The organism is Conyzicola sp., assembly GCF_046714715.1.
Classification (GTDB): Bacteria; Actinomycetota; Actinomycetes; order Actinomycetales; family Microbacteriaceae; genus Conyzicola.
Genome location: NZ_JBKKAD010000088.1, coordinates 1 through 14,420 on the forward strand (window position 1 = coordinate 1; position 14,420 = coordinate 14,420).

The following is a 14,420-nucleotide window of genomic DNA, read 5'->3' on the forward strand; positions in this document are numbered from 1 at the left end:
AGGTAGACGCGCAGCCTTCCTCGGTCCATGGTCCTCAGTCTCCACCCTCACGCGAGCTCATCGCTTGCTGGCTGCCTGTACGGCGACATTCAGCTCGAGCACGTTGACGCCGGGCTCGCCGTGGAAGCCCAGGAAGCGGCCCTGCGTGTGCTCCTCGATCAGGTCCTCGACTTCTGCGACGTCGAGCCCGTTGGCCTCGGCGACCCGGAGGGCCTGGATCTCGGCGTAGGCCGGCGAGATGTGCGGGTCCAGTCCCGAGCCGGAGGCGGTCAAGGCGTCGGCCGGGACCTGTGACGGGGCGACGGACTCGGCAGCGGCGATCGCGGCGCGTCGCTCCTCGATCGAGGCGATCAGGTCCGGGTTGGACGGACCGAGGTTGCTGGGCGCGGACGCCAGCGTGTCGTAGTCGTTGGGGGAGGGTCTGGAGTGGAACCACTGGTCGCCCTCGAAGTTCTGCCCGATCAGGCGGGATCCGACGACCTGGCCGTCCACGGTGACGGGTTGCCCGGCGGCGCGGTCCCCGAACGCCTGGCCGACGCCCCATATGGCCGCGGGATAGCCGACGCCCAGGACGACGGTGAGCACGACGAGGAGGCGCAGGGCAGCGAGTGATTGGCGAGTGAGGTCAGTGAGCATGTGATCAGCCGATTCCGGGGATGGTCGAGACGAGCAGGTCGATGAGCTTGATGCCGACGAAGGGCACGATGATTCCGCCGAGTCCGAAGACGTAGATGTTGCGGCGCAGCACCGAGGTCGCGGAAGCGGCGCGGAAGCGCACGCCCCGCAGGGCCAGGGGGATCAGGCCCACGATGATGAGTGCGTTGAAGATGACCGCGGACAGGATCGCCGACTGCGGCGTGGCCAGTCCCATGACGTTGAGGCTGTCGAGGGCCGGGTAGGCCGCGACGAACATGGCCGGGATGATGGCGAAGTACTTCGCCACGTCGTTCGCGATCGAGAAGGTCGTCAGCGCGCCGCGGGTGATGAGCAGCTGCTTTCCGATCCGCACGATGTCGATCAGCTTCGTCGGGTCGGAGTCGAGGTCGACCATGTTGCCGGCCTCTTTCGCGGCCGACGTTCCCGTGTTCATCGCGACGCCGACATCCGCCTGAGCGAGAGCCGGAGCGTCGTTCGTTCCGTCGCCGGTCATGGCGACGAGGTTTCCGCCGTCCTGCTCCTTGCGGATCAGGGCGAGCTTGTCCTCGGGGGTAGCCTCGGCCAGGTAGTCGTCGACCCCCGCCTCGGCCGCGATCGCCTTGGCGGTCAGCGGGTTGTCGCCCGTGATCATGACGGTGCGGATGCCCATCGAACGCAGTTCGGCGAAGCGCTCGCGCAGGCCGTCCTTCACGATGTCCTTGAGGTAGACCACGCCGAGCACCTGTCCGGCGCCCTCGGCGTTCTTGGTGGCGACGACCAGCGGGGTTCCGCCGGCGTTCGAGATGTTCTCGATGTAGCCCTCGAGTTCCTCGTGTTCGCTGCTCGCGAGACGCTTGCCCTGTTCGACCCAGGCGATGACGGCGGAGCCGGCACCCTTGCGGATCTGCGAGCCGTCGGCCAGGTCGAGCCCGCTCATCCGCGTCTGAGCGGTGAACGGCACGATCTCGCCCGTGGTGATGTCGTCGCGGCGGAAGCCCTGCGTCAGCGCCAGGTCGACGATCGACTTGCCCTCGGGGGTCGGGTCGCTCAGCGACGACACGGCGGCGGCCTGCACCAGCTGTTCGCGTGAGACACCGCCCATCGGGGTGAACTCGGCCGCCTGGCGGTTGCCGTAGGTGATCGTTCCGGTCTTGTCGAGCAGGAGGGTGGTGACGTCGCCGGCGGCTTCGACCGCACGGCCCGACATAGCGAGCACGTTGCGCTGCACGAGTCGGTCCATGCCGGCGATGCCGATGGCGGAGAGCAGCGCCCCGATGGTGGTCGGGATCAGGCAGACCAGCAGCGCGATGAGCACGGGAACGCTGACCGACGCGTTCGAGTAGCCCGCGATCGGGTTCAGGGTGAGGGCGACGACCACGAAGATGATCGACAGGCTCGCGAGGAGGATGTTCAGCGCGATCTCGTTGGGGGTCTTCTGCCGCGAGGCACCCTCGACGAGCTTGATCATGCGGTCGACGAAGGTCTCGCCCGGCTTGCTCGTGATGCGGATGACGATGCGGTCGGAGAGCACGCGGGTTCCCCCGGTGACGGCGCTGCGGTCGCCGCCGGATTCCCGGATGACCGGAGCGGATTCGCCGGTGATGGCCGATTCGTCGACCGAGGCGATGCCCCAGACGATGTCGCCGTCTCCGGGAATCAGCTCGCCCGCCGTGACCACGACGATGTCGCCGAGGGTCAGGTCGGCGGAGGACACGGGTGCCGTTTCGGCACTCTCCGCCGCGGCGTCGGTGGCGTCGTTGTAGCCGGTCACGCGGTTCGCGGTGGTGCTGGTGCGGGTCTTGCGCAGGCTCTCGGCCTGCGCCTTACCGCGGCCCTCGGCCACGGACTCGGCGAGGTTCGCGAACAGAACGGTGAGCCACAGCCAGACGGCGATACCCCAGGTGAACGATGCGGGCACGGTGGACCCGCCGGAGTCGGCGGCCCCACCCAGGAACGGCTCGGCGATCGCGAGGATCGTCGTGTAGGCGGCGCCGATCTCGACGATGAACATGACCGGGTTGCGCCACATCTGGCGCGGGTCGAGCTTGCGCAACGCCCCGGGCAGAGCGGCGACCAGCTGGGCCCCGGTGAAAGCGCTCTTCTTGGTAGAGGAGCTCGTGTCATCCGGTTTCTGTTCCGGAGCGGACGTTGGAGTGAGTACGGACATGGTTTAGTGCAGCCCTTCAGCAAGCGGTCCCAAGGCCAAAACGGGGAAGTAGGTGAGCGCGGTGACGATGACCGAGACTCCGATGAGCAGGCCGACGAATTGCGGTCGGTGCGTGGGCAGGGTTCCGGCGGTGGCGGGAATCTTGTCTTGGGCGGCGAACGAACCGGCCAGTGCGAGAACGAACACGATCGGCAGGAAACGTCCGAGGAGCATCGCCACGCCGAGCGCGGTGTTGAACCACGGCGTGTTCGCCGTCAGTCCGGCGAACGCCGAACCGTTGTTGTTCGCGGCCGAGGTGAACGCGTAGAGCACCTCGCTGAAGCCGTGCAGACCGGGGTTCCAGATCGACGTCGCGAGCACGTCGTCGCGAACGGCGGGAATCGCGAAGCTCAACGCGGTCCCGACCAGAACGAGCGTGGGCGTGATCAGGATGTAGATGCTCGCGAGCTTGATCTCCTTCGGGCCGATCTTCTTGCCCAGATATTCGGGGGTGCGTCCGACGAGCAGACCGGCGATGAAGACGGTCACGATCGCGAGCACCAGCAGGCCGTAGAGACCCGATCCGGTTCCACCCGGCGCGATCTCGCCGAGCATCATGTTCAGCATGGCCATCATGCCGCCGAGCGACGTGAACGAGTCGTGCATCGAGTTGACGGCACCAGTCGAGGTCAGGGTGCTCGTGGAACCGAACAGCGTCGATCCCCAGATGCCGAACCTGTCTTCCTTGCCCTCCATCGCCGAGCCGGCGAGACGGGTGGCAGCGCCGCCCGTGAGGGTTTCGAAGAGGGTCATCGCCGTGAGCGACACGGTGAAGATGGTCGCCATGACCGCCACGATGGCGTTTCCCTGGCGGGTGTCGCCGACCATCTTGCCGAAGGTGCGGGGAAGCGCGAACGGGATGGCGAGCATCAGCACGACTGAGAACACGCTCGTCCAAGCGGTCGGGTTCTCGAACGGGTGCGCGGAGTTCGCGTTGAAGAAGCCGCCACCGTTGGTTCCGAGCAGCTTGATCGCTTCCTGCGATGCGGTCGGACCGCCTGGCACTGTCGCAGTGCCGCCGGTGAGGGTGGTCACCTCGGTAAAGCCGGCGAAGTTCTGGATGACACCGCCAGCGATCAACACGATGGCAGACACTGCGGCGAGCGGCAGCAGCAGGCGCAGCGTGCTGCGCGTGAGGTCGACCCAGAAGTTGCCGATCGTGCCCGACTTGCGTAGGGCCAGGCCGCGGATGAGCGCGACGGCGACCGCGATGCCGACGGCGGCCGACACGAAGTTCTGTACCACCAGGCCCAGCAGCTGCACCGAGTAGCCCATGGTCACGTCGGGTGAATACGACTGCCAGTTGGTGTTGGCGACGAACGAGGCCGCCGTGTTGAACGAGAGCCCTTCGGGGATCGACGGGAAGCCCAGCGAATAGGGCAGGATCTCCTGCGCGCGCTGGATGCCGTAGACGAACAGCACTCCGACGAGCGAGAAGACCAGCACGCTGCGTAGATACGACATCCACGACTGCTCAGACTGGGAGTTGACGCCGATGAGGCGGTAGAAGCCCCGCTCGACCCGGAGATCCCGCTTCGTGGTGAAGATGCGCGCCATGTAGTCGCCGAGGGGGCGGTAGAGGGCCACGATGATCACGACGACGGTGAGGATCTGGAGAATACCGAAGAGGATCGTCATCAGAATTTCTCCGGTTTCACGAGCGCAAATACGAGATACACGAGAGCGCCGACGGCGAGAGCCACCGCGATAATGTCAAACGCGATCACAGCTTCTCCACCCCCCGGGCGACCAACGCGACAACCGCAAACACGGCTATCGCGACGAAGACGTACACAATGTCGAGCACTGACAACTCTTTCCTGAGACGGAATTACACGACCCCGGTCGGGGTCCGGTGCCAACGAGAGGCACAGCAGACGAGTCAATACCCCGGCCCGGCCCTTCTGACGCGTCCTCATGGAGTCCTTACGGCGGGGCGCAAAACCCTAACGACTTCCTTACGAGGGCGGTGTTTCGTGCGTCCGGGACGGTGTCCGCATGGGATCTGTAAGGATGCGCCGCTGGGGCGTATGGGTGTCGTAAGCAGAGCCCGAGCCGGCGGGAGTCCGGCGTAGACCTGTAGCCATGACCCTCACCCGCCTACTGCCGTCATTGCGGCGTACGCTTCCCGACCCGATCGCCCACGACCTCTGGCCGGAGGCGACGGTCGCCACCACCACCGACGTCGTGGTCTCCGGCATCTCCCTCCTCCGACTCGTGGAGGTGTGCGGCACGCCGTGCATCCACAGCGGAGCCTCCATCGTTCCCGGCACCAACGGCCGCCCCTCGGACACGGCCAAGACGGCCGTCCTGGTCGTGCGCGTCACCGAGGTCATGCTGCACGCCTCGGGAAAGACGGTGATCGAGACCGACGCGCGGCTCGACAACCTGCGTCTGGTCTGGTCGGAGACGCGGCTGATCAATCGCGCCTCCACCGCCCACAGCGGCACCGTGCTCGTTGCCCGCCGCCCGGTCGACCCCGACCTCGTCTTCGCAACGGACGTGTCATCCGTCGACCTGCCCCTCGACCTCGCCGTCGGCGACCTGCTCGCCATCCCGAGCCGCCCGATCACCACCACCTGGGCGCTGCGACCGCACCCGCTGACCGGCACGTTCGAGACTGCTCCCGACATGCCGCAGAGCACGAGCCGGTCGTTCCCGGGCGAGCAGCCGTCGTGGCTGTCCGCCCTGGAGTAGCGCCGCTTACAGCCACTTCTTGACGGTGAACATCACATAGAGGCCGACGCCCGTCGCAAGCATGGCGAGAATGGCCGCCGGGTAGCCCCACTCGGCCTGAAGCTCGGGCATGGTCTCGAAGTTCATGCCGTAGATCGTCGCGATGAGCGTGGGGCCGAAGAAGACGGCGGCCCAGGCCGAGATCTTCTTCACGCTCTCGCTCTGGGCGAGGCTCGCCTCCGTGAGACGGCGCGCCTCGTCGTTCTGCGCGAGCCCGGCCTCGGTGAGGCGGCGCATCTCGTCACTCTGCTGCTGGCCGACCATCGTGGAGTGCAGCGTCAGCGCGTTCTCCAGCAGCGCCCGGAACGAATCCGTGCGCTCGTTGACGCGCAGCACGTGGTCGAGCACGTCGCGCAGATCATCACGTAGTTCGGGATCGACGTGGTACTTGTCGAACCCGCGCTGCAGGCTGTGCAGCATGTCCTTCATCGGGTGCACCGCGCGCTGCAGTTCGACCACGTGCCCGAGCAGGGCGTAGATGGTCTTCGACACCTCCGCCTCGACACGGAAGAGATGGTCTTCGATCTCGTCGACCGCGTTCTCCAGCCGCGCGACGACGGGAGCGTATTCGTCGACGACCTGATCGAGGATCGCATAGAGGATCGCCTCCGTCCCCCGGGCGAGCATCGCGGGATCCGCTTCCAGCCGGCTGCGCACGGCGACCAGGTTGGGCGATTCGGCGTGCCGCACGCTGACGACGAAGCGGGGGCCGACGAAGATGTCGAGCTCGCCGAATTCGATGCGGCTCGACTCGTCGACCAGCCGGGCGGTGCGCAGCACCAAGAACAGCGTGTCGCCGTAGCGCTCGAGCTTCGATCGCTGGTGTCCGTGGGATGCGTCTTCCACCGCGAGTCGGTGCAAGTGGAAGGCGGATGCCACGGAGTCGAGTTCGTCGTCGGTCGGCCGGTAGAGTCCGATCCAGGACACGCCGGGGCGGCCCCCGCCGCGCCCCGCCCGGTCGGTCATGGTCACGTCGGGCAGGCGCACGCCGTCGATATAGACGGCGTCATCAATGAGGGGCATCGGGTCTTCTTTCGATAGGCGGGCGTCGTCTCACCGCCCGGTGCTCACTGCTCGAGCGTGTTGTAGATCTCGGCCCAGCGCGCTTCGTACTGCGCCGCGTCGACGGCGCCGGCGTGCCTGGCTAGATCGAGCGCATGGAACTGCCGCATTGTGGCGGCGAGCAGATCCGGCCTACCCGCGCTCAGCGTGGCATCCGGTTGAAACAGGAAGCCGGCCTCGACGGTGCGGCAGCGCTCTCGCAGTAGACGGCTGCGGCTGCCGCCGACGACGAACCCGGCGAGGTAGACGCAGATCGCCACCGCCACGGCGCTCGTCGACGACACGAGCACGCCCGCCGCCACCATGGCGGCCATGGCGATCAGGGCGCCCGCCACCGGCCAGTTACGGTAAAACGTCAACTGCCGTCTCTCCGCCGAGTTCGTCCCGGGCGGGTAAACCACCACCCGGTATCTGGCGCAGAGCGAACGGGCCGAGGAGGCGACGTCGACCCTCCCCCAGAGCTGGTCGCCCTCGAGCACCCGCGTGCGCATGGCACGGAGCGCCCGCAACGGCTCGATCGGGGATCCCGTGCCCCGGGCAGGAAGAAAGGTCATGCGTCGGCCCGGCTCAGCTGCGCGCCTCGGTGATCCGGGCGGCGATCGACATGACCCGGATGTCGTCGTCGTAGACGACGAAGTCGCTGTCGGGCAGCGATCGTCCCTGGATCGCCTCCCACACCCGGAAGGCGACGGTCGCCCCGTCGACGCGTCCGGAGACCACGAGGGCGTTCACCTTGACGGTATAGGCGAGTTCCTGCTGGGCGGCCGCGCGCATCCGGGTCAGCATGGGCTCGAGGCGGTGGCCGAGAGTCGCGTCGCCGGCCGGGGAGGGATGTTCCGCAACGACGAGGATGCTGGCGCGCTGCGTCATTCCGCGGGTGAGGCCATAGGCCTGCGCCGCGAGCTGCTTGCGGAATGCCCGCAGCTCGCGGCCGCCCCCCGACGGCAGCCGGGCGTAGAGCACGGCCCGCGAGGGCCTCGACGACGCCCAGCGGGTCCTGGTCAGCTCTTCCGGACGGGTGACGCGGCGCACGGGCTCGCCGCCGTAGTTGAGCAGTTGCTGAATGTGTGCCGAAAGGTCGCTCGACTCGCCGGCCACTATGACGCTCATCCGACTACGCCGTTCTGACTTCGTGCAGCAGCGTGGCCCCGACGCACGGGACCACGATCAGGTCGCCCGCGACGAGATCGGAGGGGAGATAGGCCGGAAGGGCCGCGCCCTCTGCCCCGGCCCAGCTGACGGACGCGGACGAGAGGTGCACGGTCGCTTGCCGGCCGATGACCCGGGCTTCGGCGACGGTGGGCCGGCATCCGCCCATATTCGCATCGATGGTGACGTGTAATCGCAGGTCGCTGCGCCACTCGGCGGCGATGACCCGCGTTACGACGACGGATGCCCTCTCGGTGGCCGATGCTTCCCCGGCGTAGTCCCTGGCACCCGAGTTGTGCACGCTCGGCGTACCGCACCACTTCACGAGGCGGGTGAGGGCGACGGCGGCGACGACGACGTCGTCCGGCGTGTGCTCGGTGAACGCCGGCCACGCGTGTGCGTCGATCGGACGGGTCGTGCGCGGCTGCGGTCGGGTCGTCTGGGTGATGGTCATGATCCGACTGTGCACCCGATGAATCGCCCCGGACGACGGCCTAACGGTCTCGATACGACGGGCCCGGCGTTCCTAACGGCATCCACACGCACGGGCCCCGATTCACGCGCGCGGGCAGTCCTCGTAGACGCCCGCCCAGAGCGCGTCGTACTCGGCGCGGGTCAGGAGGCCGCGGTCGTTCAGGGTGTCCATGGCTCGCAGCCGATCGGTCGCGGTGTTGAAGAAGCCGATGTCGCCGACCGTCTCGAAGCTCCCGCCGATCGGAACCGAGACGATATCCACGTGCCTCGAAGCGGAGCGGATTCGCGTGGTCGAGACGAAGGCCGCGACGGTGCCGCCCGCGTAGACGGAGACGAGCGACGGGGCCACCACGGCCAGAGGCAGGCCGCCCAGCGCGACCAGCAGCATCAGGCCCAGCACAGCACCGGCGATGGGCCAGGTGCGGTAGAACTGCAGCGCGCGCCGCTCGGCCGGGGTGGTGTCGGGTGGGTAGACCGTCAATCGCGTGCGGTTCGCCGTCGTGCGGCCGGTGGCCCGCGCCTCGATCCTGCCCCAGTGGTGCGATCCCTCCAGCACGTGTTCGGCGGCGTGGGCGACGGCCCGCGTGGCCGCGTGCGCGTGATGGGATGCTGTGAGCGAATGGAACAGGGTCATGGCCACACGCTACGACGCGCCGAACGCTCGAATGAGCGTCCTCACGGTGTGCATACGGGATGCGGACGACTTCTCTACGGCCGACGGGCGATCCGCGTGGCACGCAGGTCAGTCCCGTGGGGCCGCAGCCAGCTTCGCGGTGCGGGCGTGCGCGAGAGCCCAATCGAGAGCGTGGTCGGCGACCTCCTCCCACCCGGGTTCCGCGCAGATCCAGTGGGAGCGTCCGGGGAACTCGATGTACTCGGTCACGGCCGGCGACTTCGCATAGTGCTTGGCGTTCGACTTGTTCACCGCCGGCGGCATGATGTGATCCTTCTCACCACCGATGAAGAGCAGCGGCGCCCGATCGGCGGCGTAGTCGACCCAGGTCTCCTGCTTGCCCGGTGTGAAGTTGGCGAGCAGGCCGTAGGCCCACACCCAGTTGCCCGGCGCCGCGATGGCGTACTTCTGCCAGACAGCGTCGGAGTCTTCGCGCGAGAGCGTGTTGGCGAAGGCGTAGTGGAATTCCTCCGCGGTGAATGCGACTGCCTTGTGATAGTTCGCGGGGTTCTTCAACGCGGGGAACAGGGATCTGGCCTGCGACAGGGGCGTCACGCGCACGCCCTCTGTCGGTGCGGAGTCGACGACCACGGCGGATGCGCCGAGACCCCGGGCGAGCAGCAACTGGGTGAGGGTGCCGCCGAAGGAGTGCCCCATGATGATCGGCGGCCGCGGGAGGGCCTCGATCTGCGCGGCGATGTGGTCGACGGTCTCCGGAACGGTGAGCTTCGCGATGACGTCGGCATTCTCACGCAGCCTCTCCACCTCGATCTCGAATCCGGGATAGGCCGGCGTCAACACGGTGAAGCCCTTCTCTTCGAAGCGCGCCTTCCATCCCTCCCAGCTGCGCGGAGTCATCCATAGTCCGTGCACGAGCACGATGGTGTCGGGGGTCTCTGTGGTCATGATGCAGTCCTTTCGAGTGAGGGGAAACGGGATCGAATCAGGAATCGATGAAGGCGAGCAGGTCGGTGTGCAGACGCTCGCGCTCGGTATCGGGCAGGCCGTGCGCGCCTCCCTCGTAGACGGTGAGGGTGGCGCCGGCGATTGCTGCCGCGGATCGTTTGCCGCCGACGTCGAATGGCACGATCTGGTCGTCCGAGCCGTGGATCACGAGCGTGGGAACGTCGACTTTTGCGAGGTCGGGCCGGAAGTCCGTCGCAGAGAATGCGGCGATGCACTCGTAGGCTCCACGGTGACCGCAGGCCATGCTCTGTAGCCAGAACGCGTCACGCACGCCCTGCGAGATGTCGGAGTTGCGGTTGTGGCCAAAGAACGGACCGTCGGCGAGGTCGCGATACAGCTGCGAACGGTCGGATGCCTCGCCGGTGCGCAACCCGTCGAATACCGCCATGGGCACGCTGTCGGGGTTGTCGTCCTGTTGCAGCATCAGTGGGGGAACCGCCGATACCAGCACCAGCTTGGCCACCCGATCGGTGCCGTGGCGACCGATGTAGTGCACGATTTCACCACCTCCCGTCGAGTGGCCGACCAGCGTGGTGTCGGTGAGGTCGAGGTGATCCATGAGGCAGGCGAGGTCGTCTGCGTAGGTGTCCATCTCGTTGCCGTCCCACGTCTGCGTGGATCGACCGTGGCCGCGCCTGTCGTGGGCGATCGCGCGATGCCCGTGCTCGGCGAGGAAGCGGGCGGCGGCGTCCCACGCATCCGCATTCAGCGGCCATCCATGACTGAGGACGACCGGCGAACCTCCGCCTCCCCAGTCTTTGTAGAAGATCTGCGCGCCATCGTCGGCGGTTACATACGGCATGGATGCCCCTCCTCGTCTACGGGGGTGTGAACGGATGACCCATGCTCCCGCGAAGGGAACGCACCGCGAACCACGTGGTGCGCGTAGTCGTGACGATTCAGTTCGTAGGGAACCGCTCGGAAAGCTGGCGACGGGAGGTCACGCCCACCTTCCGGAAGACCTTGCGAAGGTGGTAGTCGACGGTGTTGGCCGTGATGAACAGGGCTGCGCCGATCTCGGTGTTGGTGTGGCCGCGCGCGGCCAACCGGGCGATGGTCGACTCCTGCGGGGTCAGATCCTGCGCCGACCTCGGTCTGTGCTCGGCAGCTTTCAGGCCCGTCGCTTCCACCTCACGTCGTGCTCTGGCGGCAAAAGCCGATGCTTCGGTTCTCTCGAAGATCTGCAGAGCGCGGTGCAAATGCTCCCGGGCTTCGCGACGTCGTCTGGCCCGGCGCAGCCACTCCCCGTACAGCAGGTGGGCGCGCCCCAGCTCGCCCACCACCGTTGATTCGGTCAGCTGCTCGATCGCGAGAAGGTAGAGCGCTTCGGCGTCACCGTCGTCAGCGAGCAGCGCTTCGCAACGCGCAGAGACTCCCCGGATCCACGGGGTGTCCGTGTGTGCCGCGAATTCGGCCAGCCGATCAGCTGATGCTCTCACCCGGTGCGCGTTTCCGCTCCGCACCCCGGCTTCGACGAAGTCGGGCAGCTGTTGGTAGGTGACCTGGAGGAACGGGCGCTCGATCAGCGGGCTCAGGCGTTCGAACGCATCGCGATAGTGCCCGTCGGCGATCTGCCGAATGCTCAGACCTGTCATGGCGATTGTCCACGCCCCCGCGAAACCGGTCTCCAAGACGGCGGCCGCGATCGCCTCGACCTGGGCGACCGGCACCCCCGTCCACGCGAGATAGGAGGCGTTCACAACTTGCTCGCGATCGTAGCCGATCGCCTGGCGCAGTTCACGCACCTGCTCTATGTACCGGCCTGATGCCGCCGGGTCGCCGCGGACGAGTTCGATCAGTCCGAGCAGCCAGAGCGACTGGTCGACGTCGCGGAGCCTCCCCCGGCGCCGCGCGGCCCGGGCCGTGCGTTCGAGCAAGGCGACGCACGCTCCTTCGTCCCACAGGGCCATCGTCAGTGCGATGCCGAAATGCCCGATCTCGAGCAGAACCGAGTCGTCCTGTCGGGCGAGCATCGCCAACGCCTCACGCATCCGAGGTGCCGCCCGCTCGTAGGGCAACAGAATATGCGCGCTGAGAGCGCGCAGAGCGATGGCGAGCGGCCCCTCCGCGACCGCGGCACCGTCGGCGAGACGTTCTCCGAGCTGGCGAAGCGTCACTCCCTGCGCGGCCCACTCGGCCATCAACATCATGTCGAACGCCCGGATGAGCGCTCTCTGCTCCAGGTCGGGCGCGCTGTCGTGAAACCGTTCGGCGGCGCGAAGCATCGACGCGGCACCGGAAAGGACCTCGTCGCGGTCCGCGACGAACATGGCCGCCAAGACCCGTAGTTGGATGACACGACCAGCGCTTATCGGATCGAGGGCATCCACGTCGACGCCGGCGATCAGCTCGCGAGCGAGGTGGGCAGCACCCGCACTCATGGCCGCCTCGGCGGCGGCGAGCAGCCGGAGTGCACGGGCGATCCCCGGGGGCGTGAGTTCGGCGGCGCGCGTGAGTAGCCGGGCCTTCGACGCGCTTCCCCCGCGTTCGGCCGCGGCATCCGCGACGATCTCAAGCCTTTCGGCGACGGCTTCGTCGGTGCCGGTGGTCGCGGCGGCCGCGTGCCAGACGGCAAGCTCGCCGCGCCCTTGAGCATCGGCCTCCAGCCACAGGGCGCCGTGCACACGCCGTCGATCGGAATCAGGCATCCCGTTGTACGCGGCCGACCGCACCAGAGGGTGTCTGAACACGACCGAATCCCGCACGGAAGCCAACCGGGCACGTTCCGCTGCGGCCGCCGCATCGTGCGCCAGCCCCAGTCGGGAGGCTGCGCCACGGATGATCTCGCTATCGCCAGAGGACTCAGCCGCGGCCACCAGCAACCACAGCCGCGTATCTTCCGGAAGATGCTCGATGCGTTTCAGGTAGTGACTTTCGAGTCGATGGCCCACGGGCATCGGAACCGGAACAACCCAGGCGTTGGTCAACTGGCGGGAACTGAAGTCCCGCGAGAGTTCGATGAGCGCGAGCGGGTTGCCGCCGGTCTCCGCGGCGATCTGCGTCGCCAGAAGCGGGTCGACAGCCGCGGTCGTCGACCGGTTCAGCAGCGCGACCGACGTCGTCGCGGTGAGGCCGCCGAGTTCGATCACGGGAACCCCCGCGGCCGCGGCATCGACGCGCGCGTCGGGGCGAGTGGCCAGCACCAGCAGCACGCGTTCGGCCTCAAGCCGCCGGGCGACGAAGGTCAACACCTCGAGGGATTCGTCGTCGATGTGGTGAGCGTCGTCCACGATGCACGAAATGGGGTCCACCTCGCTCGACGCGGCCATCAACGAAAGCATGCCGAGGGCAACCAGGTAGCGGTCCGGCGGCTCCCCATCGGCGATACCCGCAGCGATGCGGAGGGCCCTCGAGTGCGTGGGGGTCAACGCGCCGAGGTAACCGGAGAGCGGACGGCCGATGCGCTGCAACGCCGCGTAGGGCATCGCGGACTCGACCTCGACGCCGTCGGTGCGGATGACCCCGGGCAGCCCGGATGCGAATTCGTTAAGCAATGCCGTCTTGCCGATGCCCGGCTCCCCGCGGAGGAGGATCGATTTGCCATGTCCGTTGCGCGCGGCAGCCGCCAGCGCGCTCAAGCGCTCGAGTTCGTCGACCCGGCCGATGACGGTGGAACCATAGGCGTCTATGACAAGCGATGGTAGTGGGCTACTCGGCCGTGTGTCACCTGCGAATCGTTGGTCGCGGTCACCAACGCAGGAAACCCGCCAGATCACGGGGATCGAGCGGGTTTCAAATGCGGGCTCCTCGCGTATCTCATCTGGCCATATAGACGCTGGGCTCGCACGGACCCCCAAATCGGACGATCCTCCAGTCACTTTTCAGAAATCCTCTCGGTCTCCATCCAGAGGCGGAACCATGGGGATTCTGACACCAACACTGCATCCCGTTCCTTCGCCCGAGCCACGCCCTTCCAGCACCTGCCTTTCGGCGCTCCCGCGGCCAAATTGCCACTAAACCGTCACGCCGCGTGGCCGCCGAGCGCACTCCAGTATTCCGCCGTCGGCTCGTCCCACTCACGACCCGGCAAGGCCGTCCCGCCACCGCTTCTCGCCCGCGACGAAAGATCCGGGAGGCGAATCCGATGAAATACGACGCCGAGGCCTACGACATGGATGACGACTACTTCGAGGGTGCCGGGAGGCCTTCGTCGCGCTTCAGCTATCCCATGTCGCCGATGGTCAGTTCGTTGTACGGGACTGAGTTCGGTCGGTCGGACCCCGAGAGCCTCAGATGCCTGTCCGAACAGATGGACGACCTTCCGGACCGTCGCCGTCGTTGGCTGCTTGAGTTCGCCGACCGCATCGAGGCCGCTGGCTATGAGTCTTTCGCGGAGGTGCCATCCGATCGTTTTGACGAGATTACCCAGCTCTACTAGCGGCGGCCGCGCGCTAGCTCCCCGCTTCCCACTAGACCACCACCACCACCACCACCACCACCACCACCACCACCACCACCACCGAGAAAGTGATCACCATGTCCAGCACCAGCACCAGCACCAGCACCAGCACCAGCACC

14 protein-coding genes are annotated in these 14,420 nt (G+C 67.2%); 2 read left to right on the forward strand and 12 right to left on the reverse strand.

Features of this window, described 5'->3' with window-relative positions; genetic code table 11:
* Positions 1 to 57: 57 nt before the first annotated feature.
* The 4 genes from kdpC to ACLQ6X_RS07120 are packed head-to-tail and all read right to left on the reverse strand — an operon-like array spanning position 58 to position 4,761.
* Positions 58 to 636, reverse strand: coding sequence for a potassium-transporting ATPase subunit KdpC (kdpC, locus tag ACLQ6X_RS07105; RefSeq protein WP_411699476.1), 579 nt, complete (start codon positions 634 to 636; stop codon positions 58 to 60).
* A gap of 4 nt (positions 637 to 640) precedes the next feature.
* Positions 641 to 2,803, reverse strand: a complete 2,163-nt coding sequence (kdpB, locus tag ACLQ6X_RS07110) for a potassium-transporting ATPase subunit KdpB (RefSeq protein ID WP_411699477.1) — start codon at positions 2,801 to 2,803, stop codon at positions 641 to 643.
* A gap of 3 nt (positions 2,804 to 2,806) precedes the next feature.
* Positions 2,807 to 4,480: a potassium-transporting ATPase subunit KdpA gene (gene kdpA, locus ACLQ6X_RS07115; protein WP_411699478.1), complete on the reverse strand. Its 1,674-nt coding sequence runs from the start codon at positions 4,478 to 4,480 to the stop codon at positions 2,807 to 2,809.
* The gene (locus tag ACLQ6X_RS07120; RefSeq protein WP_411699479.1) at positions 4,480 to 4,761 is read right to left on the reverse strand and encodes a potassium-transporting ATPase subunit F; all 282 of its coding nucleotides are present in this window, start codon (positions 4,759 to 4,761) and stop codon (positions 4,480 to 4,482) included. The genes kdpA and ACLQ6X_RS07120 overlap by 1 nt, the downstream gene beginning before the upstream one ends.
* Before the next feature lie 166 nt (positions 4,762 to 4,927).
* On the opposite strand from ACLQ6X_RS07120, the gene ACLQ6X_RS07125 reads away from it, so the two are divergent.
* The gene (locus tag ACLQ6X_RS07125) at positions 4,928 to 5,539 is read left to right on the forward strand and encodes a hypothetical protein (RefSeq protein ID WP_411699480.1); all 612 of its coding nucleotides are present in this window, start codon (positions 4,928 to 4,930) and stop codon (positions 5,537 to 5,539) included.
* A gap of 6 nt (positions 5,540 to 5,545) precedes the next feature.
* Here the strand turns inward: ACLQ6X_RS07125 and ACLQ6X_RS07130 are convergent, their stop codons facing one another.
* The 8 genes from ACLQ6X_RS07130 to ACLQ6X_RS07165 all read right to left on the reverse strand — a co-directional run bounded on the left by ACLQ6X_RS07130 (position 5,546) and on the right by ACLQ6X_RS07165 (position 13,720).
* Positions 5,546 to 6,601, reverse strand: coding sequence for a magnesium and cobalt transport protein CorA (locus ACLQ6X_RS07130; protein ID WP_411699481.1), 1,056 nt, complete (start codon positions 6,599 to 6,601; stop codon positions 5,546 to 5,548).
* Positions 6,602 to 6,645: 44 nt separating this feature from the next.
* A complete protein-coding gene (locus tag ACLQ6X_RS07135) occupies positions 6,646 to 7,194 on the reverse strand; it encodes a DUF6611 family protein (RefSeq protein WP_411699482.1) in 549 nt (182 codons plus the stop codon).
* Between the two features lie 13 nt (positions 7,195 to 7,207).
* Complete coding sequence (locus ACLQ6X_RS07140) at positions 7,208 to 7,750, reverse strand: hypothetical protein (RefSeq protein WP_411699483.1); 543 nt, start codon at positions 7,748 to 7,750, stop codon at positions 7,208 to 7,210.
* A gap of 4 nt (positions 7,751 to 7,754) precedes the next feature.
* Positions 7,755 to 8,243 (reverse strand): hypothetical protein, encoded by a 489-nt coding sequence (locus tag ACLQ6X_RS07145; RefSeq protein ID WP_411699484.1) that lies wholly within the window; start codon positions 8,241 to 8,243, stop codon positions 7,755 to 7,757.
* 102 nt (positions 8,244 to 8,345) lie between these two features.
* Positions 8,346 to 8,897: a DUF6611 family protein gene (locus ACLQ6X_RS07150; protein WP_411699485.1), complete on the reverse strand. Its 552-nt coding sequence runs from the start codon at positions 8,895 to 8,897 to the stop codon at positions 8,346 to 8,348.
* 108 nt (positions 8,898 to 9,005) lie between these two features.
* The gene (locus tag ACLQ6X_RS07155) at positions 9,006 to 9,842 is read right to left on the reverse strand and encodes an alpha/beta hydrolase (protein WP_411699486.1); all 837 of its coding nucleotides are present in this window, start codon (positions 9,840 to 9,842) and stop codon (positions 9,006 to 9,008) included.
* A gap of 37 nt (positions 9,843 to 9,879) precedes the next feature.
* On the reverse strand, positions 9,880 to 10,704 hold the full coding sequence (locus ACLQ6X_RS07160) for an alpha/beta fold hydrolase (protein ID WP_411699487.1): 825 nt from the start codon (positions 10,702 to 10,704) through the stop codon (positions 9,880 to 9,882).
* A gap of 97 nt (positions 10,705 to 10,801) precedes the next feature.
* Complete coding sequence (locus tag ACLQ6X_RS07165; protein WP_411699488.1) at positions 10,802 to 13,720, reverse strand: helix-turn-helix transcriptional regulator; 2,919 nt, start codon at positions 13,718 to 13,720, stop codon at positions 10,802 to 10,804.
* A 266-nt stretch (positions 13,721 to 13,986) separates the two neighbouring features.
* Between ACLQ6X_RS07165 and ACLQ6X_RS07170 the strand changes: the two genes are divergently transcribed.
* The gene (locus ACLQ6X_RS07170; protein WP_411699489.1) at positions 13,987 to 14,280 is read left to right on the forward strand and encodes a hypothetical protein; all 294 of its coding nucleotides are present in this window, start codon (positions 13,987 to 13,989) and stop codon (positions 14,278 to 14,280) included.
* Positions 14,281 to 14,420: the final 140 nt, after the last annotated feature.